19 protein-coding genes are annotated in these 21,258 nt (G+C 74.0%); 9 read left to right on the plus strand and 10 right to left on the minus strand.

Annotated elements, in window-relative coordinates:
* Positions 1-87: 87 nt before the first annotated feature.
* The 4 genes from thrS to CS0771_RS18110 all read left to right on the plus strand — a co-directional run bounded on the left by thrS (position 88) and on the right by CS0771_RS18110 (position 4,357).
* Entirely contained in the window at positions 88-2,133 is a 2,046-nt protein-coding gene (thrS, locus tag CS0771_RS18095; RefSeq protein ID WP_212842083.1) for a threonine--tRNA ligase, read from the plus strand.
* A gap of 47 nt (positions 2,134-2,180) precedes the next feature.
* Positions 2,181-2,627, plus strand: a complete 447-nt coding sequence (locus CS0771_RS18100; RefSeq protein ID WP_212845898.1) for an HIT domain-containing protein — start codon at positions 2,181-2,183, stop codon at positions 2,625-2,627.
* Between the two features lie 56 nt (positions 2,628-2,683).
* Positions 2,684-3,391, plus strand: coding sequence for a VOC family protein (locus tag CS0771_RS18105; protein WP_212842084.1), 708 nt, complete (start codon positions 2,684-2,686; stop codon positions 3,389-3,391).
* A 168-nt stretch (positions 3,392-3,559) separates the two neighbouring features.
* A complete protein-coding gene (locus tag CS0771_RS18110) occupies positions 3,560-4,357 on the plus strand; it encodes a polysaccharide deacetylase family protein (RefSeq protein ID WP_212842085.1) in 798 nt (265 codons plus the stop codon).
* Between the two features lie 22 nt (positions 4,358-4,379).
* On the opposite strand, the gene CS0771_RS18115 is transcribed toward CS0771_RS18110, so the two are convergent.
* Positions 4,380-6,542, minus strand: coding sequence for an elongation factor G-like protein EF-G2 (locus CS0771_RS18115; RefSeq protein WP_212842086.1), 2,163 nt, complete (start codon positions 6,540-6,542; stop codon positions 4,380-4,382).
* 136 nt (positions 6,543-6,678) lie between these two features.
* Here CS0771_RS18115 and pgsA point away from each other — a divergent pair, with 136 nt between their 5' ends.
* The 5 genes from pgsA to pdxS all read left to right on the plus strand — a co-directional run bounded on the left by pgsA (position 6,679) and on the right by pdxS (position 11,088).
* Positions 6,679-7,299 (plus strand): phosphatidylinositol phosphate synthase, encoded by a 621-nt coding sequence (gene pgsA / locus CS0771_RS18120; protein WP_212842087.1) that lies wholly within the window; start codon positions 6,679-6,681, stop codon positions 7,297-7,299.
* Positions 7,296-8,243, plus strand: a complete 948-nt coding sequence (locus tag CS0771_RS18125) for a phosphatidylinositol mannoside acyltransferase (RefSeq protein WP_212842088.1) — start codon at positions 7,296-7,298, stop codon at positions 8,241-8,243. Before pgsA ends, CS0771_RS18125 begins: the two co-directional genes overlap by 4 nt.
* A 1-nt stretch (position 8,244) precedes the next feature.
* Positions 8,245-9,399, plus strand: coding sequence for a glycosyltransferase family 4 protein (locus CS0771_RS18130; protein WP_212842089.1), 1,155 nt, complete (start codon positions 8,245-8,247; stop codon positions 9,397-9,399).
* Between the two features lie 41 nt (positions 9,400-9,440).
* The gene (locus CS0771_RS18135; protein WP_212842090.1) at positions 9,441-9,932 is read left to right on the plus strand and encodes a hypothetical protein; all 492 of its coding nucleotides are present in this window, start codon (positions 9,441-9,443) and stop codon (positions 9,930-9,932) included.
* Positions 9,933-10,179: 247 nt separating this feature from the next.
* A complete protein-coding gene (gene pdxS, locus CS0771_RS18140; RefSeq protein ID WP_212842091.1) occupies positions 10,180-11,088 on the plus strand; it encodes a pyridoxal 5'-phosphate synthase lyase subunit PdxS in 909 nt (302 codons plus the stop codon).
* Positions 11,089-11,166: 78 nt separating this feature from the next.
* Here the strand turns inward: pdxS and CS0771_RS18145 are convergent, their stop codons facing one another.
* Genes CS0771_RS18145 through CS0771_RS18185 form a run of 9 tightly spaced genes read right to left on the minus strand, consistent with a single transcriptional unit; the run spans position 11,167 to position 21,247 of the window.
* Positions 11,167-11,967 (minus strand): type II CAAX prenyl endopeptidase Rce1 family protein, encoded by an 801-nt coding sequence (locus tag CS0771_RS18145; protein WP_212842092.1) that lies wholly within the window; start codon positions 11,965-11,967, stop codon positions 11,167-11,169.
* Positions 11,954-12,196 carry a hypothetical protein gene (locus CS0771_RS18150; protein WP_212842093.1) on the minus strand — a complete coding sequence of 81 codons (243 nt, stop codon included), beginning with the start codon at positions 12,194-12,196 and terminating at the stop codon, positions 11,954-11,956. Before CS0771_RS18150 ends, CS0771_RS18145 begins: the two co-directional genes overlap by 14 nt.
* Positions 12,193-12,585, minus strand: coding sequence for a hypothetical protein (locus CS0771_RS18155; RefSeq protein ID WP_212842094.1), 393 nt, complete (start codon positions 12,583-12,585; stop codon positions 12,193-12,195). The genes CS0771_RS18150 and CS0771_RS18155 overlap by 4 nt, the downstream gene beginning before the upstream one ends.
* Positions 12,569-14,419, minus strand: coding sequence for a hypothetical protein (locus CS0771_RS18160; RefSeq protein ID WP_212842095.1), 1,851 nt, complete (start codon positions 14,417-14,419; stop codon positions 12,569-12,571). The genes CS0771_RS18155 and CS0771_RS18160 overlap by 17 nt, the downstream gene beginning before the upstream one ends.
* Positions 14,416-15,753 (minus strand): lipopolysaccharide biosynthesis protein, encoded by a 1,338-nt coding sequence (locus tag CS0771_RS18165; protein ID WP_212842096.1) that lies wholly within the window; start codon positions 15,751-15,753, stop codon positions 14,416-14,418. Before CS0771_RS18165 ends, CS0771_RS18160 begins: the two co-directional genes overlap by 4 nt.
* A gap of 2 nt (positions 15,754-15,755) precedes the next feature.
* Entirely contained in the window at positions 15,756-16,583 is an 828-nt protein-coding gene (locus CS0771_RS18170; protein ID WP_212842097.1) for a polysaccharide deacetylase family protein, read from the minus strand.
* Positions 16,580-18,940, minus strand: coding sequence for a glycosyltransferase (locus tag CS0771_RS18175; RefSeq protein WP_212842098.1), 2,361 nt, complete (start codon positions 18,938-18,940; stop codon positions 16,580-16,582). The genes CS0771_RS18170 and CS0771_RS18175 overlap by 4 nt, the downstream gene beginning before the upstream one ends.
* Positions 18,933-19,973, minus strand: a complete 1,041-nt coding sequence (locus CS0771_RS18180) for a phosphotransferase family protein (RefSeq protein ID WP_212842099.1) — start codon at positions 19,971-19,973, stop codon at positions 18,933-18,935. The genes CS0771_RS18175 and CS0771_RS18180 overlap by 8 nt, the downstream gene beginning before the upstream one ends.
* A complete protein-coding gene (locus CS0771_RS18185) occupies positions 19,970-21,247 on the minus strand; it encodes a hypothetical protein (RefSeq protein ID WP_212842100.1) in 1,278 nt (425 codons plus the stop codon). The genes CS0771_RS18180 and CS0771_RS18185 overlap by 4 nt, the downstream gene beginning before the upstream one ends.
* Between the last annotated feature and the right edge of the window lie 11 nt (positions 21,248-21,258).

A 21,258-nucleotide genomic window follows, 5' to 3' on the forward strand; every position in this document is an offset into this window, starting at 1 on the left:
GCCGGAACCGGTAACCGGCATGATCAGCCGGACCGATAGCATGGCCGGAGCCGGACAAACCGCTGCAGAGAGCTTGAGGAGATCATCGTGAGCGCACCCACCAGCCCGCCCCAGGTCGACCCCGTCGTCGTCCGGGCCGGGACGACGGGCGCGGACGCGATCGCCGCGGCCGGCCTGCCGGTGCACGGCGCCAAGGCGATCGTGGTGGTGCGCGACCCCGAGGGCCGCCTGCGCGACCTGGACTGGGCTCCCGAGGTGGACACCGAGGTCGAGCCGGTCGCCATCGACAGCCCGGACGGGCTCGCCGTGCTGCGCCACTCCACCGCGCACGTGCTGGCCCAGGCCGTGCAGGACATCTTCCCCGAGGCCAAGCTCGGCATCGGCCCGCCGATCGACAACGGCTTCTACTACGACTTCGGCGTGGCCAAGCCGTTCCACCCGGACGATCTCGACAAGATCGAGAAGCGCATGCAGGAGATCGTCAAGTCGGGCCAGACCTTCCGCCGCCGCCGCTTCGAGACCCTGGACGAGGCCAAGGCCGAGCTGAAGGACGAGCCGTTCAAGCTCGAGCTGGTCGACATCAAGGGCGACGCGGGCGACGACGTGATGGAGGTCGGCGGCGGCGAGCTGACCATCTACGACAACTTCGACGCCAAGAGCGGCAAGCGCTGCTGGGGCGACCTGTGCCGCGGCCCGCACCTGCCGTCCACCCGCCTGATCGGCGCGTTCAAGCTGATGCGCTCCGCGGCGGCGTACTGGCGCGGTTCGGAGAAGAACCCGCAGCTGCAGCGGGTCTACGGCACCGCGTGGCCGACCCGCGACCAGCTCAAGGACTACCTGAAGCTGCTGGAGGAGGCGGCCCGCCGCGACCACCGCAAGCTCGGCACCGACCTCGACCTGTTCAGCTTCCCCGACGAGATCGGCTCCGGCCTGGCCGTGTTCCACCCCAAGGGCGGTGTGATCAAGCGCGAGATGGAGGACTACGTCCGCCTGCGCCACATCGAGGAGGGCTTCCAGTACGTCGGGACACCGCACATCACCAAGGAAGGCCTCTTCCACACCTCGGGTCACCTGCCCTACTACAAGGAGACCATGTTCCCACCGATGGACATGGAGGGCAGCGACTACTACCTCAAGGCCATGAACTGCCCGATGCACAACCTGATCTACCGCGCGCGCGGGCGCTCCTACCGCGAGCTGCCGATCCGGCTGTTCGAGTTCGGCTCGGTGTACCGGTTCGAGAAGTCGGGCGTGATCCACGGCCTGACCCGGGTGCGCGGCTTCACCCAGGACGACTCGCACTCCTACTGCACCCGGGAGCAGGCGCCCGCCGAGATCAAGCACCTGCTGGACTTCGTGCTCGGCCTGCTCAAGGACTTCGGCATCACCGACTTCTTCCTGGAGCTGTCCACCCGTGACGACGCCAAGCCGGAGAAGTTCGTCGGCTCCGAGGACGACTGGGCGACCGCGACCGCGGTGCTGGAGCAGTGCGCCCGGGAGACCGGCCTGACCCTGGTCCCGGACCCGGGTGGCGCGGCCTTCTACGGCCCGAAGATCTCCGTGCAGGCCAAGGACGCCATCGGCCGCACCTGGCAGATGTCGACCATCCAGTACGACTTCAACCAGCCGCGCGGCTTCGAGCTGGAGTACCAGGCCGCCGACGGCTCCCGGCAGCAGCCGGTGATGATCCACTGCGCCAAGTTCGGCTCGATCGAGCGCTTCATCGGCGTGCTGACCGAGCACTACGCCGGCGCGTTCCCGGCGTGGCTGGCGCCGGTGCAGGTGGTGGGCATCCCGATCCGCTCCGACGACGAGGCCGGGCACACCGCGTTCCTGCACGACTTCGTCGCGCGGCTGCGCAAGCAGGGCATCCGGGCCGAGGTGGACTCCTCCGACGAGCGGATGCAGAAGAAGATCCGCACCGCGCAGCAGCAGAAGATCCCGTTCATGGCGATCGTCGGCGACCAGGACCTGGCCGACGGCACGGTGTCCTTCCGCTACCGCGACGGCTCCCAGCGCAACGGCGTCGGCCTCGACGAGGCCGTCGCGCACGTCGTCGAGGTGGTGCGCTCGCGCGTCAACACCGGCCCGTCGGCCCCGGCAGCCGACGCCCCGCAGGAAGCCGCCGCGTGACCGGACCCGACCCCGACGGCCTGGAGCGGCTGTGGACGCCGTGGCGCATGGCGTACGTCGGCGGCGCCCGGTCCGCCGACTGCCCGTTCTGCGTCGCGCCCGTCGACGACCCGGACGGGCTCGTGGTGGCGCGCGGTGAGGTCGTGTACGCGGTGCTCAACCGGTTCCCGTACAACCCGGGTCACCTGCTGATCTGCCCGTACCGGCACATCGACGACTATCCGGAGCTGGACGCGGCCGAGACGGCGGAGCTGGCCGAGTTCACCAAGACGGCGATGCGGGTGGTGCGCAAGGTGTCCAGCGCGCACGGCTTCAACATCGGGCTCAACCAGGGTCACGCCGCCGGGGCGGGCATCGCCGCGCACCTGCACCAGCACGTGGTGCCGCGGTGGGGCGGCGACAACAACTTCCTGCCCGTGGTCGCCCGCACCAAGGCCCTGCCGCAGCTGCTAACCGACACCCGGGACCTGCTGCGCGAGGCCTGGCCGGCGTAATCGCCACGCCGCAGGGGTACCGGATTACGTCGTACCCCTGCGGAAGGATGGCCGCCATGATTGGCGAACTGCGAACGGTCGTGCTCGACGCGCCCGACATCAAGGGCCTGGCGGGTTTCTACGCCGAGCTGGCCGGGCTCGTCGAGCACTACGCCGACGACGAATGGATCACCCTCAAGACCGCCGACGGGACCCGGATCGGGATCCAGCGGGCCGAGGACCACGTCCCGCCGCGCTGGCCCGACCCGGCCTACCCGCAGCAGATGCACCTCGACCTGCGCGTGCCCGACATGGCCGCGGCGGTCGAGCAGGCGGTCGCGCTCGGCGCGACGCGGCTGCCCGGCGGCGGCGACACCTTCACCGTGCTGGCCGACCCGGCCGGGCACCCGTTCTGCCTGTGCCAGGCCGACGTGGACAGCGTCGCGCTCGCCGACGTGGCGATCGACTGCGCGCAGGCCGGGCCGCTGGCCCGGTTCTACAGCGAGCTGCTCGGCCTCCCGATCACCTGGGAGGGCGAGGGCGGCGCCATGATCTCCACCGAGGGCAAGCTCGCGGTGATCTTCCAGGAGATCGCGGAGCACCGCGCGCCGCGCTGGCCCGACCCGGCATACCCCCAGCAGTTCCATCTCGACGTCGAGGTCACCGACGTCGAGGAGGCGGAGCCGAAGGTGCTGGCGCTCGGCGCGACGCGGCTGCCCGGCGAGGGCGACAACTGGCGGGTGTACGCCGACCCGGCGGGCCACCCGTTCTGCCTGGTCTGGTGAGTCCGCGGGTGTCCCGTGCGGACGCGCGGGGCACCCGCCACCGTCACCGGCTGTGACGTGATCGGCCGAATGCAACCGCGGGCCCCTCGCCCACGTCATCATTCCGGTAGACGCATCGAACATCGCCCGGCCCCTCCGGCGCGGTGGATGCGGGGGATGGGGACGGGGATGGTTTCACGGCGGGGGGTCTTCCGCATGCTCGCCGCGGGCGGGGTCGGCGCGACCGCCGCCGTCGTCGGCATGCGGGCCAAGAGCTGGTTCGGCCCGGACCGGCTGCCCATCGACGGCGGTTACGCCCCCGCCGGCAACGAGCTGGGCTGGCACAACGGCACGGTGCGCACGATCTGGCACGTCAACACGAGCAAGCCGCTGGTGGCGCTCACCTTCGACGACGGGCCCGAGCCCGACTGGACGCCGCGGGTGCTCGACGCGCTGGACGAGCTGGGCGCCAAGGCCACGTTCTTCGTCGTCGGCGAGCGCCTGGTCAAGAACGCCGGGCTGGTGCGGGGACGCTACGCCCGGCACGAGGTCGGCAACCACACCTGGGCGCACAAGGACCTCGCCCAGCGCGACGAGCGGAGGGTGCGCGAGCAGCTGCGCCGCTGCCACGACGCGATCATCGAGCATGTCGGGACCCGCCCGACGCTGCTGCGCCCGCCGTGGGGGCACCTCGGGGGCTCCACGCTGACCGTCGCCGAGGAGTTCGGGTACGACGTGATCATGTGGTCGCAGCGGATGCGGGAGAGCGCGTTCGTGGACGATCCAGGTGGGATCGTGGCCGACACGGCCGAGGCGTCCCGGCCCGGCACCGTGATCCTCGCCCACGATGTCGGCCCGAAGGACCGGCTGGTCTGCATCGACAACCTGCGGGAGATCATCAAGGCGGTCCGCGCCCGCGGCTTCGAGTTCGCCACGGTCTCCGAGCTGCTCGCCGCCGCCGACCCGGCCCCCGCCACAGCGACCTGACGCGCCGGCGGGGGAGGGCGGCTCAGCGTGACGTGGCGTGGTCCTTGCGGGCCTGGTCGGCGAGGTGGCCGGGCATGGGCTCGTAGCGGGCGAACTCGCGGGTGAAGGTGCCCGCGCCGGCCGTCATCGAGCGCAGGTCGACCAGGTAGCGCAGCAGCTCCACGGCGGGGACCTCCGCGCGGACCTGGGTGCGGTCGCCGCCGCCGGGGTCGGATTCGGAGCCGAGCACCCGCCCGCGGCGGCCGGACAGGTCGCTCATCACCGCGCCCACCGCGCTGTCGGGCACCGTGATGACCACCTCGTCGACCGGCTCCAGCAGCGTGATCTGCGCCTTCTCGGCGGCGTCCTTGAGCGCCATGCTGCCCGCGGTCTGGAACGCGGCGTCGGAGGAGTCGACGCTGTGCGCCTTGCCGTCGACCAGGGTGACCCGGAAGTCGACGACGGGGTAGCCGGCCGCGATGCCGCGCTCGGCCTGGGCGCGTACCCCCTTCTCGACGCTGGGGATGTAGTTGTGCGGGATCGCGCCGCCGACGATCTTGTCGACGAACTCGATGCCGGAGCCGCGCGGCAGCGGCTCCAGCTGGATCGCGCACACGGCGTACTGGCCGTGCCCGCCGGACTGCTTCACGTGGCGGCCCTGCCCGGCGGCGGGCGCGGCGAACGCCTCGCGCAGCGCGACCTTGGCCGGTTCGGTGCTCAGCTCGACGCCGCCCGCGCGCAGCCGGTCCAGCACCACGTCGGCGTGCGCCTCGCCCATGCACCACAGCACGAGCTGGTGGGTCTCCGGGTTGCGCTCCAGGCGCAGCGTCGGGTCGCCCGCGACCAGCTTGGCCAGGTTCTTGGCGAGGGCGTCCTCGTCGGAGCGGGTCTTGGGCACGACGGCGACGGGCAGCAGCGGCTCGGGCATCTGCCACGGCGCCATCAGCAGCGGCCGGTCCTTGGCCGAGATGGTGTCGCCGGTCTCGGCGGCGGTGGACTTGGTGACCGCGCAGATGTCGCCGGCGATGCACTTGCCGACCTCGCGCAGGCTCGCGCCGAGCGGGGAGTAGAGGTGGGTGACCCGCTCGTCGGCGTCGTGGTCGGGGTGGCCGCGCTCGGCCAGGCCGTGGCCGCTGATGTGCACCGGGGTGTCCGGGCGCAGCGTGCCGGAGAAGACGCGGACCAGGCTGACCCGGCCCACGTACGGGTCGATGGTCGTCTTGACCACCTCGGCGACCAGCGGGCCGTCCGGGTCGCAGGTCAGCGCGTCGCGCGGGGCGCCGTCGACGCCGGTGACCGCGGGCAGCGGGTGCTCCAGCGGGGTGGGGAAGGCCCGGGTGAGCAGCTCCAGCAGCGCGTCCAGGCCGACGCCGGTCTCCGCGCAGACGGGCACCACCGGGTGGAAGTGGCCCCGGGCCACCGCCTTCTCCAGGTCGTCGACGAGCACCTGCTGGTCGATCGCCTCGCCCGCGAGGTAGCGGTCCATCAGGGTCTCGTCCTCGCTCTCGGCGATGATCCCCTCGATCAGCTCGCCGCGGGACTCCTCGATGGCGGGCAGGTGCTCCGGGTCGGGCTCGCGCACCTGGGGCGGGTAACCGCCGGAGTAGTCGTACACCTGCTGCGAGATGAGCCCGATGAGACCCTCGACGGACTGGCCGTCGTCGCCGTGCATGGGCAGGTAGAGCGGCTGGATCTCCTCGCCGAAGACCCGCTGGCACAGCGCGAGGGCCTCGTCGAAGTCGGCCCTGGGGTGGTCCAGCCGGGTGATGGCCACGGCGCGCGGCATGCCGACCGCGGCGCACTCCTCCCAGAGGGTGGCGGTGGCCGCGTCCATCCCGTCCCAGGCGCTCACCACGAACAGGGCGGCGTCGGCGGCGCGCAGCCCGGCCCGCAGCTCACCGACGAAGTCGGCGTAGCCGGGCGTGTCCAGCAGGTTGACCTTGACGCCGTCGTGGGTCAGCGGCGCGCAGGCCAGGGCGACCGAGCGCTGCTGCTTGACGGCGGCCGGGTCGTGGTCGGTGACGGTGCTGCCGTCGGCGACCGAGCCCGCCCGGCCGATCGTCCCGGTGGCCGCGAGCAGCGCCTCGACCAGCGTGGTCTTGCCGCTGCCGGCGTGCCCGACCACCACGACGTTGCGCACGTCGGAGGGCTGCTCGGCGACCTGCGCCGGAGCCTGTGAGACCTTCTCCCTGTCGCCGCGCGCCATGTCCGCCTCCTGTATCCGTGTCGGTTACTGCATTGTTTCCCGATCCCACACCCATCGGGCGTTCGGACACAAGACCGGCGTGCGCGTGTCGCCGCCGTCGAGCGCCGTGACGCCCACCGCTATCGTTAGCGCCATCATGGCGAAGATCCTCAGCGTGGTGGGCAAGGCCGGTACGGCCCGGCTGCTAGATCCTCTCAGCCGGGCGCTGCTCCGCGCGGGTGTCAGCCCGAATGCGGTGACCGTGGTGGGCACCCTGGGCGTGCTGGTGGGGGCCTTCGGCTTCGCGGCGCGCGGGCAGTTCGTCGCCGCCGTGTTGATCATCCTAGTGTGCGGCCTCACCGACGTGATGGACGGGGCGATGGCGCGGGCCCGCGGCAGCGCCAGCCGCTACGGCGCGCTGCTGGACTCGACCATGGACCGCATCGCCGACGGCGCGATCTTCGCGGGCATCATCTGGTGGTACGCCGGCACCGGCGACCGCCCGGCCCTGGCCGCGGCGCTGATCTGCCTGGTCGCCGGGCAGGTCGTGTCCTACGTCAAGGCGCGCGCCGAGGGCCTGGGCATGTCCTGCCACGTGGGCCTCGTCGAGCGCGCCGAGCGGCTGATCATCGTCGGGGTGGGCGCGCTGCTCACCGGCTTCGGCCTGGCCTGGGGCCTGCCCGCGTCGCTGTGGCTGCTCGCGGCCGGCTCCATCTTCACCGTCGGCCAGCGCATGTGGCACGTGCGCAGGCACGAGGCCGCCGGGGAGTCGGTGTGAACAAGGAGAGCTTGGTAGAGCTGGGCTACGCGGCCGGGTGGCGGCTGGTGCGGACCATGCCCGAGTCGGCCGCGGCGGCGCTGTTCCGGGCCGGTGCGGACCGGGCGGCGGCCAAGCGCGGCCCCGGCGTGCAGCGCCTGGCCCGCAACCTGAGCTGCGTGCTGGGCGAGCCCGCACCCGATTCGCTGGTACGCGACGCGATGCGCTCGTACGCCCGCTACTGGCTGGAGGCGTTCCGGCTGCCGTCGAAGTCGCGCGAGCAGTTGCGCGACGGCTTCCGGCTGCACGACTACGACAAGCTGGCCGCGGCGCACGCGGCGGGCACCGGCGCGATCGTGGCGCTGCCGCACGCGGGCAACTGGGACGCGGCCGGGGCCAGGGTGACCGCGAGCGGCCTGCCGCTGACCACGGTCGCCGAGCGGCTCAAGCCGGAGGGCGTCTACCGGCGCTTCCTCGCCTACCGCGAGCAGCTGGGCATGAACATCATCCCGGCCTCCGGCGGGCAGGGCTCGCCGATCGACATCCTGGCGGAGCGGCTCGCCCAGGCGCACATCGTGCCGCTGCTGGCCGACCGGGACCTGTCCAAGCGCGGCGTCGAGGTCGACTTCTTCGGTGGGCGCACCCGGATGCCGGCCGGCCCGGCGATGCTCGCGCTGCGCACCGGCGCGCCGCTGTTCGTGGTGGACATGTGGTACGAGCCGGACGCGGGCTGCGGCCGGGTGGTCGGCCCGCTGCCGGTGCCGGACGCCTCGGCGGGCTCCCTGGACACGCGGGTGCGGCTGCTGACCCAGCAGGTCGCCGACGGCCTGGCGCGCGGGATCGCGGCCCACCCGGCAGACTGGCACATGCTGCAGAAGCTGTGGCTGACCGAGCCGCCGATGAACGGCTCCGGGACGGCCCGCCGCGCGGTCGCCTCCGCCGGCGCCACCGACCCGGAGGAGTGACGTGCGGATCGGGATCGTCTGCCCGTACTCGCTGGACGTGCCGGGCGGGGTGCAGTTCCACGTGCGCGACCTCGCCGAGACGCTGATCGGGATGGGGCACGAGGTGAGCGTGCTGGCCCCCGCCGACGAGGATCAGCCGCTGCCGGACTACGTGGTGGCCGCCGGGCGGGCCGTGCCGGTGCCGTACAACGGCTCGGTGGCCCGGCTGAACTTCGGGCCGATCTCGGCCGCGCGGGTGCGCCGCTGGCTGCACCAGGGCGACTTCGACGTGCTGCACGTGCACGAGCCGCTCACCCCGAGCCTGTCGCTGCTGGCCGTGATGTCGGCGCGCGGCCCGGTGGTGGCCACCTTCCACACCGCGATCACCCGCTCCCGGGCGCTGGCGGCGGGCGCGCCGGTGGCGCGGGTGGTGCTGGAGCGCATCACCGGCCGCATCGCGGTCAGCGAGCTGGCCCGCCGGGTGCAGGTGGAGCACCTGGACGGCGGCGCGGTGGAGATCCCCAACGGGGTGTCCGTGGCGCACTTCGCCGACGCCGAGCCGCTGCCCGGCTGGCCGGGGGAGTGCGCGCCGGGCTCCGGCGGCACCGTCGGCTTCCTCGGCCGGTTCACCGAGCCGCGTAAGGGCTTCGACATCCTGGCCCGTGCGCTGGCCGACGTCATGCCGCAGCGGCCGGGGATGCGGCTGCTGGTGGCGGGGCCGGGCGACCTCGCCGAGATGGAGCTGCCGGCCGACGTCGCCGCCCGCACCACGTTCCTGGGCAAGGTCTCCGAGGAGGACAAGGCGCGCATGCTGCGCAGCGTCGACCTCTACATCGCGCCCAACACCGGCGGCGAGTCCTTCGGCATGATCCTCACCGAGGCGATGGCGGCCGGGACCGCGGTGGTCGCCACCGACCTCGACGCGTTCCGGCGGGTGCTGGACGGCGGCCGGGCCGGGGCGCTGTTCCCCAACGGCGACGCGGGCGTGCTCGGGCAGACCATCAGCGAGCTGCTCGACGACGCCGAGCGGCGGCAGGCGCTGGCCGCGCACGCGGGCAAGGTGGTCGCGGCGTACGACTGGCCGGTGGTCGCCTCCCGGGTGCTGGAGGTGTACAACTCGGCGATCGAGGCCTGCGGGGAGACGGTCAGCGGTGCCGAGGAGCCGGCGGAGTGGTAGCCGGAACACGGGATTAACAGCGCCCCACTACGATGCCCCGCATGGGTTGGGTGATCGGCGTGGTGGCCTTGGTGGTCGTGATCGCGTCGTACGTCACCTGGACCGCGAGCCGGGTGGACCGGCTGCACCTGCGCGCCGCCTCGGCGGGCCGGGCCCTGGACTCGCAGCTGGTGCGCCGTGCCGCCGCCGCGGCGGTGCTGGCCGAGACGGAGCTGGCCGCTGATCCGGCGGGCGCGGACCTCTACGCGGCGGCCCGTGCCGCGCTGGACGCCCGCGAGGACGACCGCGAGGCCGCCGAGAACGACCTCACCCGGACCCTGCGCAAGCAGCCCTTCGACCCGCAGGAGCCGAACGGGGCGGCGGTGGTGGCGGCCAGCCGCCGGGTGGCGCTGGCCCGGCAGATGCACACCGACCTGGTCCGCGCCGCCTTGGCCTCCCGTGAGCGCCCCCTGGTCCGCCTGCTGCGCCTGAACCGCAAGCACACCCGACCGGCATACTTCGACATCGACGACCCCACCCTGATCGCCGCCTGACCTGAGCATGATCGGGACTTCGTGTCATGGGACCGCGTGGCTCGGCGCGACGTGGGTCACTCCGGACGCGGGCGCGCAGGTCAGGTGTGTGACACGGGTCACAGGCCGGGCCACCGGGTGTTGATTGGCCGTGGGGCCGGCGACGTGGCCCCACGTAGAATCGGGTGCAGCGGAGCCTGTGAACGCCCAGGTAGGCGCGCCGGCTCGCTGCTTTCGAGATCCCGTTGGTCAGGAGAAGCGCGACATCATGTCTGCAACCGAGTCTGTGAACGTACCGGTGACCGGCACCGCCCGCGTGAAGCGCGGCATGGCCGAGATGCTCAAGGGCGGCGCGATCATGGACGTCGTCACCCCGGAGCAGGCGAAGATCGCCGAGGACGCGGGCGCCGTCGCCGTCATGGCGCTGGAGCGCGTGCCGGCCGACATCCGCGCCCAGGGCGGCGTCTCCCGGATGAGCGACCCGGACATGATCGACGGCATCATCAACGCGGTCTCCATCCCGGTCATGGCCAAGGCCCGCATCGGCCACTTCGTCGAGGCCCAGGTGCTGCAGGCGCTCGGCGTCGACTACGTGGACGAGTCCGAGGTGCTCACCCCGGCCGACTACGCCAACCACATCGACAAGTGGCAGTTCACCGTGCCGTTCGTGTGCGGCGCGACCAACCTCGGCGAGGCGCTGCGCCGGATCACCGAGGGTGCGGCCATGATCCGCTCCAAGGGCGAGGCCGGCACCGGTGACGTGTCCAACGCGACCACCCACATGCGGAAGATCCGCGCCGAGATCAAGAAGCTGACCACGCTGCCCGCCGACGAGCTCTACGTCGCCGCCAAGGAGCTGCAGGCGCCGTACGAGCTGGTCAAGGAGGTCGCGGAGACCGGCAAGCTGCCGGTCGTGCTGTTCACCGCGGGCGGCATCGCCACCCCGGCCGACGCCGCGATGATGATGCAGCTCGGCGCCGAGGGCGTGTTCGTCGGCTCTGGCATCTTCAAGTCGGGCAACCCGGCACAGCGCGCCGAGGCGATCGTGAAGGCCACCACCTTCTACGACGACCCGGACGTGCTCGCCAAGGTCTCCCGTGGCCTGGGCGAGGCCATGGTCGGCATCAACGTCGACGAGATCCCGCAGCCGCACCGCCTGGCCGAGCGCGGCTGGTGAACGGAGCACCGGCCTGACCGGTGAGAGCGATGGACGCGCACGCGGCACCCCGCCGCGTGCGCGTCTTCCCGTCCGCGGTCAGCTTTCGGTGACGAACCGGCACACCAGCACGGTGAGCGGCATGACCACCGCATACGCGCCGATGACCCCGGCCACCGAGCCGGTGCGCCGCCGGGCCCAGCCGAGCACGAGCGCCACGGCGAGCGCGGCCGAGGCCGTCGGCGTGCCGTACGAGACGAACGTGATCGCGTAGATCACCGCCGCGACGACCACGTCCCAGCGGCCGACGACCCCGGCCAGGGCCGGGATGAGCAGGCCGCGGAACAGCACCTCGGCGGCGAGCCCGACCAGCGCGGCCAGGGCGACGGCCGGCAGGACCGGGAAGCCTTCGGTCACCGCGAGCAGGTCCGGCGCCAGCAGGTGGACGAGCAGCCCCAGCGGGACGCCGGCCAGCATGACGGCGGCGTGCTCAGCCCAGCCGGCGTCGCCGCGTAGCCGCAGCCAGTCCCGGGGGCAGGCGCGCACGGCCGCCGCGACGGCGACGCAGATGGCCAGCGCGGCGACGGCCGCCCGCGCGGGCGACGCCGCGCCCGGCACGGCCTCCGTCACCACCCGGGTGACGGGGACGGCCACCAGCACCGGCAGCAGCGCCGCGGCCTGCTCGCCGACGAGGGGGAGCCGGGCGCACAGGGCGAGCGCGAGGAACGCGAAGCCCGCCACCGCACCCGGCACGTACACCGTGCGCAGCAGTTCGAGCGCCGCGAGCGCCACCAGGTATTCGGCCAGCAGCACCCGGCCGAGCACCGGGGACACCGCGGGCTCCGGCGGGGCCGGCGGGGCCGGCGGGGCCAGGACGGACGTCGCGCTACGAGAGGTCACGGAATCGCTCCAGCACGGTGTACGCGAAGATGACGAACAGCGGCGCGATGACGACGTCGAGCAGGCGGAGCGTCTCCCGGCGAGGCGGTCGGCGCGCGCCCTGCAGCAGCACCTTCGTGACGAGTGCGGCCAGGAGGATCGCGAGCATGGCGAGCGCGGTCACCGTCGCCGCGGTGGTGCCCACGCCGGCCGCCGTGGCGAGGACCGGTCCCGGCCCGGCCGCGGTCACGAGGCCCGCCCGGGGGCCGGCCGGACGCTTCGTAACAGCTCGGCGCAGGCCGCCAGCGACGCGACCGCCACGAGCGCCGCGAGCCCGCGCAGCGGCGACCACAGGCGCAGGTAGACCATCGCCTGGGACACCAGCAGGGCGAGGGCGAGGCTGAGCCCCACCCCGAGGAGCAGGCCCAGCGATCGGTCGGGCAGCCGGACGAGCCGTACGCAGGCCGCACCGGGCACCACCGCGAGGTAGGCGAGCACGGGCGCCGCCCGCACCACTCCCGGCACGTCCAGCAGCACGAGCGTCAGCACGACCGGGCCCGCCAGCAGCACGAGCACCGGCGGCCACGCCTGGCGCGGCAGCCGCCCCCACGGGCGCGGGACGTCATCGATCCTTGTCATCTGTCTCCACCTTCGACGCGGGAAGCAGGACATATATGGAGGCATCGGGGTTGGCGTAGACGAGCCGGAAGCGGCTGGAGCGCCGCACCTGCAGCTCCAGCTGCTCACCCCAGCCCGCGGGCATGCCCAGGTAGGACTCGGCGAAGACGTACTGGCCGCGCGTCAGGAGGAGGTACGCCCCCTCCGCGTCGCGCCGCATCTCCTGCTCGATGGCGGGCAGGGTGCTCGGCCCCAGGTCGAGTCCGAGCGGCCGGTACGCGTACCGCTCGATGTGCCGGGACCGCCACGGCACGTTGGACGTCACCGCGACGAGCGTCGCGCCCGGCTGCGCGTGGGCGTACAGCCAGTCCACGGCCTGCACGTCGTTCGGCCGGACCTGCTCGAAGCTCTCGTTGCCGTAGCGGGCGACGAAGAACGCGGCGGTGAAGGCGGCACTCACCGCGACGGCCGTGACGGCGGCGACGGCCCGGCTGCGGGCCTGTCCGGTGGGCACGAACAGCGCGGCCAGCAGCACCACCATGAAGGGGAGGCCGAACGCGTACACCCGCAGGATGGCCTCGCCGCCGTAGCTCTGCAGCGCCAGCACGGCGAACGGCGCCCCGGCGAGCGCCAGCAGCGCGAGGTCGCCGTGGCCGGTGCGCAGCCGCCGCCACGCCCCGGCGGCGGCCAGCACCCAGACGGCCGCGGTGAAGCCGAGCCGCACCAGCACCACGGCCAGGTGCCCGTCGTCGCCCCGCACCCGCTGCACCGCCCCGGAGCTGATCGTGCCGGTGACGTTGCCGACGGACCCGAACATCGCCTCCAGATGCCCCGACCAGTAGGGCACCGTGAGGTAGCTGATGTACGCGACGAGGATGACGCCCAGCAGCACCGGCAGCGAGCGCGCCCTGCAGCGGCCGGCCAGCGCCAGCGCCGCCACGGCCGCCACGATCGCCACCGGGGTGAGCTGGTGGCTGGCGGCGCTGGCGGTGAAGATCACGAGCACCCCCACCATCAACCCGGCGGTCGCGGCGCGCCCGAGCCGTGGTGACTCGGGTTCGTGCAGCAGCGGCTCGGCGGGCAGCCGCAGCGCGTGCAGCAGCCCGGCCCTGCGGGACGACGGGTCCGGGCCGCCGGACAGCCGGCGCGGGCGGAACCAGACCACCAGCACCGTCAGCACGATCAGGTAGAACGCGTAGTTCAGCGCCTGCGGCCCGAAGTAGTCCTGCCCCACCCAGTTGGCCGGCAGGAACAGCCACAGCGCGAGCCACGCCGTGCGCGGCTCCGGGGACACGGCCCGGGCGAGCCGGAACACGATCGCGCCGTAGAGCAGGTTGAGCACGACCGGTGTCCAGCCCAGCAGCGGCATGGCGTCGGGCATCCCGGCCGCGCGGGTCGCCATCGCGGCCAGGGTGAAGAAGCCCGGCCAGTTGAACCTGGCGTCCAGGTACGGCAGCGTCTCGCCGGTCCGCGCGACGTAGTCGGCGAAGCCCACGTGCAGCCAGCCCGAGATGAACCGCGGCAGCGGCTCGATGATCGTCGCCGCGCCGAACAGCAGCACCGCGAGCACGACGACGTGTGCGGCGAGCAGCACCCCCGGTGCGGGCCGGGCCCGCAGGACGCCACTGAGGAAGCTGATCGTGAGCAGGGCCAGCGCGCCGCAGAACTCCGGGCGCAGCGCGGAGACCAGGCCTAAGGAGCCGATGTCCGTCACATCGGACAGCCGCAGCGCATGCAGTCCGAGCAGGAGCGCCACCCCGGGCACCGCCCACCATGCCGTGTTGAGCGCGGCCGCGCCCCAGGCCGCGAGGCGCCGTGGCCGGACCGCCGCCCGGTGCGCTGTGCCGGCGCTCACGACGCCGTCCGCAGCAGGCGCAGCAGCGACGGCAGGACCATGGCCGCGACGGCGAGCTGGCCGGTGAGGTAGGCGACGCCGACGCCCGTGGCTCCGAGTTCGCCCATGGTGAGCCACGCCAGCGACACGACCAGGGCGCTCGACGACGCCTGGACGAGCACGATGCGGCCTACCCGGCGCTGCACCCGGCACGCGGCGACGTACACGACCACGACCAGCTTCGGCAGCACCGCGATCGCGAACAGCCGCAGCACCGACGAGCCGGCCTCGGCGTACCGCGCGCCGAAGAAGGCCAGCAGCAGCGGCGCGCAGGCGTACAGCAGCACGGCGGCGGGGGTGAACAGCGCGAACCCGCGGCGCAGCAGCTGCCGGGCGTACCCGGCCAGCCGCGGCTCGTCGCCGGACCCGGCCACGGTGAGCGACGTGCCGAAGTGGAGCGCGACCAGCTCCAGCGAGGTGCCCAGCAGCCAGCCGACGTAGAAGACGCCGTTGGCCTCCGCGCCCAGCCGCGCGGTCACGATGACCGGCAGCGCGTTCGTACCCGCCTGCATGAACAGGTAACCGACGTAGTCCAGTGCGACGAATCGGGCCAGCATGCCGCGGCCGGGCAGCGAGCCCGGCTGCCGCAGCGCGCGCAGCCGCGGCAGCAGCCGCCGGAAGACCAGGATGTTGACCGGCACGAGCGCGACGACGACCGCCACGTTCCACGACACGAAGATCCCCAGGCCCGGCAGGGAACCGGCCAGCAGCACCAGCAGCAGGATCTTGGCGACGCCGTACGCCGTGTTCTCCACCGGCACCCAGATGGTCCCGCGCAGCGCGGTGAGCACGCTGTCCTGCAGGGTGAACACGCCCCACGCCGCGACGGCCAGGACGAACGCGGCGGCGAGCAGCGGCGTGCGGGCCAGGAACCCGAGCTCGTCCGAGACGAGCGGGGCGACGAGCAGGAAGCCGCCGCTGACGAGGAGCGCGGCGAGGTAGCTCAGGCCGTAGGCGTACCCGACCAGCCGGCCGCGATGCGGGCCCGCGGCGGGCAGGAAACGGGCCAGCGCGCCGTTGAGGTTCAGCTGGGACAGGTTGCTGAGGAACATCATCGTCGAGACCATCGCCGTCCCGACGCCCACCTCGCGGGGCGAGTACAGCCGTGCCGCGAGCGCCCAGTAGGCGATGCCCAGCACCGAGCTGACCACGGTGTTGAGGGTAAGCGCGTACACGTTGCCGTTGAGCGGCTCGAGTAGATGTCGGCGCAGCCGCGAGACGAGCGGGACGCCCGGCGCGACGGTCCGCAGGGTGGGTACGCCGCCGGGCGCGCCCGCGGTCTCCGTGGGGCGCACGCTCAAGGCACCCTCCGGGCGTCGGCCTGCGGGGCGGTGTGGGCCGTGCCCGCGAAGTGCCGGGCCTGCCGGTACACCCGCCAGACCCGCGTGCGCAGGCGCTCGCGGCGCCACGCGGGCGGCCACCCGCGCCCGTCGAGCAGCGTGTCGAGCCCCGCCGCGCCCAGGTCGCGCTCGATGAGCACCCGCGCGACGGCGTACAGGTCGTCCGCCTCGTGGCTCAGCGCGTTCTTGACCCCGCACGCCGAGCTGTAGCCCGCCGCGCGCACCTCCCGGCGCACGGCCGGGCTGTGGTAGCCGTACGGGTACGCGAACGACGACACCTGCTCCTGCAGCCCGTCCTCCAGCGCCAGCTTGCTGAGCGACACCTCCCGGCGCAGCTCGCCGCGCCGCAGGCAGTCCAGCGCCCGGTGGGTGTGGCTGTGCGACCCGATCTCCATCCCGTTCGCGTGCAGCTCCGCGAGCTGCTCCCAGCTGACGACGGGGCCGGAGCCCCGGGTCCGGGCGGCGCCCACTCGCGCGGTGACCACGTACGCCGTCGCCGGTATGGCGTAGCGGCGCAGCACCGGCAGGGCGGCGGTCGCCAGGTCGGCGTACCCGTCGTCGAAGGTGACCAGCACCGGCCGCGGCGGCAGCGGCAGGGCCGCGCGCAGCATTGTGGTGTACCCGGTCACCGTCAGCGGCGTGCGCCCGCGCTCCCGCAGCAGCGCCATCTGCTCGTCGAAGTCGTTCGGCGACACCGACCAGCGCAGCTCGCCGTCGTGGGCGTCGTCGCTGACGCTGTGGTAGCAGAGGACGGGCACGGCCGTCCGGATCCGCCCGGCGCTCATCGGCCCTCCCGCCTGGCCGACCACGCCGACGCGGCGTAGTACACCGGGCCCAGCGCCATCCCGGCGAGTTCGAGCAGGGTCAGCGACGCGGGATACCCGCCGCGCTTGTGGCCGTTCTTGCCCGATCGCGGCAGCAGCGCGTACGCGATCCCGCGGGGCAGCCGCCGCAGCAGGTCGCGCCGCCCGGCGGTGTCCCGGGCCAGGCACTTGACCATGACGGCGCTCAGGCCGACGCCGTAGTGGAACAGCGAACGGCGCAGGTCGCGCAGCTCGCGCCGGTGCGCGTGCCAGACGAGCGCGGCGGGCTCGTACGCCAGCGTGTGCCCGCTCAGCACCGTGCGCAGGAGCACGTCGATGTCCTCGCCCGTGCGGACCGGGCCGCGTGAGCCGAGCCGCGGATCGAACCCGCCGAGCCCGCGCAGGACCTCGGTGCGGAAGGCCATGTTCGCCCCGGAGCCGTACGAACCCGGCAGGTACGGGTAGAGCGAGCCGGGCGCGGCGGCCACCCGGGTTACCCCGGCCGGCTCGGCCGTCTCGAACCCGGCCCGGTCGAACCTCCGGCGGCGGCAGCCCTTGCCGAACCCGCCGTACTGCTCGATCCACACCTGGGCCGGGGTCTCCAGCTCGCTCGCGAGCACGTCCCCGGTCACCGCGGCGACCCGCGCGTCGGCGAAGCCGCCGGCCAGGGCACGCAGCCAGCCCGGGTCCACGGTCACGTCGTCGTCGACGTACGCGACGATCTCGCCCCGGGCCTCGGCCAGCCCCCGGTTGCGCGCGTGGGTGACGCCCGCGCGGGGCTCGGCGGCGTAGCGCACCCGGGCGTCGCGCGCGGCGTGCTCCCGGACGAGCCGCGCCGTCCCCGCCACGTGGGGGGCGTTGTCCACGATGACGATCTCGTAGTTCGGGTAGTCCAGGACGGAGAGCGAGCCGAGCGAGCGCGCCAGGTGCGGCGTGCGCCCGCAGGTGGGCATGACCACGCTGACGAACGGGTTTGGCCCGGACGGCGCCTGGCGGGCCGGGCAGGCCGCGCCGATCCCGCGGAGGGCGGCCAGGCCGGGTGTGAGCGCATCGAGCGGCGGCAGGCCGTCCGCCCGCAGGTGCTCGTCGATCGCGGCCCCGAGCCGCTGCCTGATCGCCTCCTCATGCAGCCGCGCGGCCAGCCCGCCCGGCGGCAGCTCCAGGTCCAGCAGGCCCAGTGGCTCGCCGTGCAGCCGCACCAGCACCCGCGCGGCGGCGTACCTCCCGCCCCCCGGACCACGGCCGTCGGGCAGCTCCGGCACGCCGTCGCACAGCTCGACCGCCAGCATGCGCACCGGCTGCGCCGCGCCGAGACCGGGCGCCGCCGGCGCGGTGCTGCTCGGCTCCGGCGGCGCGGTGCCGGCCCGGCTGGCCCGAAGTGCCCGCCCCGTCGCGTAGCCCCAGGCGGTGACCAGCAGCCCGGCGACGATCGCGCCCGCCCGCAGCAACCCGCCGCGGTCTCCTGCGCGCGCCTGCCGCACGCCCTGGCGGACCCCGCGCGGCAGGGCCTGGCGGGTGTACGCCCGCTCCGCCGCGAGTCCCGCCCCGCTGCCGACCAGGCGGGCGACGACGGCCTTCGACCGGCCCTCGGCGAAGCAGCGGCGGCGGAAGTAGCTCCACGTGGCACGGTCCGCGGTGACCCGGTGGTGCACCAGCGCGCCGGGGTCGTAGAGGATCACGCTGTCGGGGTGCCGCTGCCGGATCCGGATGCACAGCTCGGTCTCCTCGCAACCGACCGGGACCCGGCCGACCCGGCCGAGCGCCGGGTCGAACCTGTCACCGTCGGCCAGGACGGCCCGCCGGAACGACATGTTGCAGCCGATGACGTTGCGGACCGGCGCGACCTCGACCGGCTGGCCGGTGTAGCTGCACCCGATCACCCAGTCGAACTCGGGCGGCAGCCAGCGCGGCCGCGCCCCGTCCCACGCCGGCTCGGCCCGGCCGCCCACCGCGACCACGGTGGGCTCCCGGTAGTGCCGCAGCATGCGGGCCAGCCAGTCCGGCTCCGCCGCGGCGTCGTCGTCGAGGAACGCGACGACGTCCCCGCGCGCGTACGCCACGCCGGTGTTGCGCGCTCCGGACAGCCCGGCCGGCCCGGCGCTCGGCACCACGGTCACCCCGGGGAAGGCCGCCCGCGCCCGTTCCAGCAGTGGCGCGTTGTGGTCCACGACCACCACGATCTGGTCGGCCGGGGTGTCCTGGACGAGCACCGAGTCGACGGCGCGCACGATCTGCGGCCACCGCTGCTCGGTGTAGACGCAGATGACGACGGTGGTGGTGGGCGCGGGCTCGTGCTCGGCCAGGACGCCGCCGCCGTACGCGAGCGCGGTGTCAGACACTGACGAGGACGCGTTCGACGTTGCCGCGAAGCCAGCGCGGGTTGTCATGGTGACCCTCCGAGTCGATGAACAGGCGGATGTGGCGTAGCCAGTAGAGGAGGACGGCGGGCCGTTGCGGGATGCCGTCCAGCCAGGTGCCGACCCGCTGGGCCGGGACGTCGAGCGCGTCGCTGATGCCGTGGCGCAGCGCGCGGAGCACCACGTCGCCGAGCTCGGCGCCGTGCGCCAGCCGGTGGGTGAGCACGTGCAGGTGCAGCAGGTCGTGCAGGGGCAGCTGCCGGGCCGCGGCATGGTCCCAGTCCACGACGCCGGTGACGTCGGCCCCGCTGCCCACGAGCAGGTTGCCGGGCCAGAAGTCGCCGTGGATCAGGGACGTGCGCACGGAACGGCCGGACAGGGCTCCCACGATCTCCTCGTGCAGGCGCCGTACGCCGTGCCGGAGGCGGTCGCCGCGGGGCCGGGTGGCCGCGTAGGCGTCGAGCCGCCGCAGCGGCCGGTCCACCCACGCCTCGATGGTGGCGTCGTCGAGCCGCGTCACCTCGCTGGTCCGGGCGTGCAGGTCGCTGATGAGGCATACCGCCGACTCGAGCAGCGTCGCGAGCCGGGCGGAGCGCAGCGCGGCCGCGCCGCCCGGCATCCCCGGCAGCGCCTCCTCCACGCAGTAGTACCGGCCGTCGAACTCGCCCTGCTCGGCGCAGCGCGGGATGAGCGGCCGCAGGCGGTGCAGCCGGGGATCGCGGTGCAGGTCCGCGAGGACCCGGGCCTGGCGGCGCAGGCGCCGGGTGCCCTCGGCGGTCCAGGGGATCTTCACCACGAACCGCTGCGGCGAGCCCGGGCTGGCGACCATCACGACGGCGACCGAGGTCGCCGTGAACGCGACCGCCTCGGTGTGCCAGGCCCGGCCGCGGCCGGCCACGCTGCCGCCGACGAGCTGTGCGGCGACGGCCCCGGCCCACGTCCGCTCGGCCCGGTGCAGCCAGCGGGTGCGCTGCTCGTGCAGCCGCATGCGCGCGGCGCGCCACGACACGGTCATCGGCCGGCCCTCTCCACGTAGTGCCGCCAGATGCGCGACAGCGCGTCGGCGAGCACGACGTCCGGCGGCCGGTCGGCGTCCACGTGCTCCAGGTCGGGGATGCGCTGCCGCAGCAGCCGGTAGTGCGCCCGCTCCGTCTCCAGGTGCGCCGGGTCGTACTCGCCGGACCGGACGTGCATCACCCGGCCCGGCACGTCGAGCAGCAGGACCAGGTGCGGGCGCGGGCAGGACCGGCTGATCAGCTGGAAGTACGGCCGCTTGAGCCAGCGCAGCGACCCGCGCGGCGGCAGCAGCGCGTCGTACACGTACCGGTCGAAGACCGCCGTGCGCCCGAGCATCCGGTGGCCCAGCCCGGTGAGGTAGCGGCCCCACGCGACCAGCGGCCGCAGCATGATGCGCAGGGCCTGCGCGACCGAACCGGCGGGCGTGTCGTCGGCCTTCCACAGGCCCATGTAGACGCGGCGCACCGGGAAGAAGAACGCCGACTCGATCCCCTTCGCCAGCGTCGACTTGCCCGCCCCGTCGGGTCCGAGCAGCGCGACACTGGCCCCGCGCCGGCTCCACGCCTGCAACGGCCGCTCCACGAGCCGTAGCGCGGCGCCCGCGGCCGACCTGCGGACGGTGGTGAGCGGCCGGGTCCGGCGCCACGCCCGGCGCAGCGCGCCGCCCTGCGCCTCCAGCGCCGCCCACTTCCTGGCCCGCGCCTGCCGCAGCAGCAGCGCGGCGCCGACCGCCGCCGGCACCGCTGCCGCCAGCGGGCTGTGCAGCGACGTCCGTTCGCGCAGCCGGTCCAGGCGGTGCAGGTGGCGGCCGGCGAAGGCGCGCTTGTCGAGCAGGCAGTGCAGCAGCAGCGCCCAGAACTCGTCCTCGGGCCGCAGCAGCCAGACGCCGTCGCGCCGCACCCGCCGGGCCAGGCACCCGTCCTCCGCGCCCGTCGGCAGCTCGGCGTGCCGCCCGTAGGCCAGCTCGGTGACCAGGTCGAACTGCACCCAGCTGCTCGTGGCCGGGTCGAGGCCCAGGAAGAAGACGTGCGTGCCCCGCCCGTACGCCGGGAGGCGGAGCAGCCCGCACGCCCTCAGCACGGCCAGGGCGCGCGGCAGGTCCGCGGCCGCGACGAGGACGTCCAGGTCGTCGCCGTCGCCCGCGCCGCCGCGCAGGACGCACCAGCGCACCGCCGCCGCGTCGAGATCGGCCAGCACCCTGCGGGCCAGGCTCTCGGGTCCGCGCAGCGCGGGGTGCCGGCTGGGGGCCGACAGGGCCGCGGGCATGGGCATGTGGTCGCTCC

The organism is Catellatospora sp. IY07-71, from assembly GCF_018326265.1.
In the GTDB taxonomy this organism is placed as follows: domain Bacteria; phylum Actinomycetota; class Actinomycetes; order Mycobacteriales; family Micromonosporaceae; genus Catellatospora.

What these genes read in the sequence shown, in the direction of transcription:
- CS0771_RS18100 (WP_212845898.1), top strand. Translation starts at nt 2,181, where the DNA reads ATGGCGTACGTCGGCGGCGCCCGGTCCGCCGACTGCCCGTTCTGCGTC.
- CS0771_RS18155 (WP_212842094.1), bottom strand. Translation starts at nt 12,585, where the DNA reads ATGACAAGGATCGATGACGTCCCGCGCCCGTGGGGGCGGCTGCCGCGC.
- CS0771_RS18105 (WP_212842084.1), top strand. Translation starts at nt 2,684, where the DNA reads ATGATTGGCGAACTGCGAACGGTCGTGCTCGACGCGCCCGACATCAAG.
- pgsA (WP_212842087.1), top strand. Translation starts at nt 6,679, where the DNA reads ATGGCGAAGATCCTCAGCGTGGTGGGCAAGGCCGGTACGGCCCGGCTG.
- CS0771_RS18170 (WP_212842097.1), bottom strand. Translation starts at nt 16,583, where the DNA reads ATGAGCGCCGGGCGGATCCGGACGGCCGTGCCCGTCCTCTGCTACCAC.
- CS0771_RS18110 (WP_212842085.1), top strand. Translation starts at nt 3,560, where the DNA reads ATGGTTTCACGGCGGGGGGTCTTCCGCATGCTCGCCGCGGGCGGGGTC.
- CS0771_RS18115 (WP_212842086.1), bottom strand. Translation starts at nt 6,542, where the DNA reads ATGGCGCGCGGCGACAGGGAGAAGGTCTCACAGGCTCCGGCGCAGGTC.
- CS0771_RS18135 (WP_212842090.1), top strand. Translation starts at nt 9,441, where the DNA reads ATGGGTTGGGTGATCGGCGTGGTGGCCTTGGTGGTCGTGATCGCGTCG.
- CS0771_RS18185 (WP_212842100.1), bottom strand. Translation starts at nt 21,247, where the DNA reads ATGCCCATGCCCGCGGCCCTGTCGGCCCCCAGCCGGCACCCCGCGCTG.
- CS0771_RS18180 (WP_212842099.1), bottom strand. Translation starts at nt 19,973, where the DNA reads ATGACCGTGTCGTGGCGCGCCGCGCGCATGCGGCTGCACGAGCAGCGC.
- pdxS (WP_212842091.1), top strand. Translation starts at nt 10,180, where the DNA reads ATGTCTGCAACCGAGTCTGTGAACGTACCGGTGACCGGCACCGCCCGC.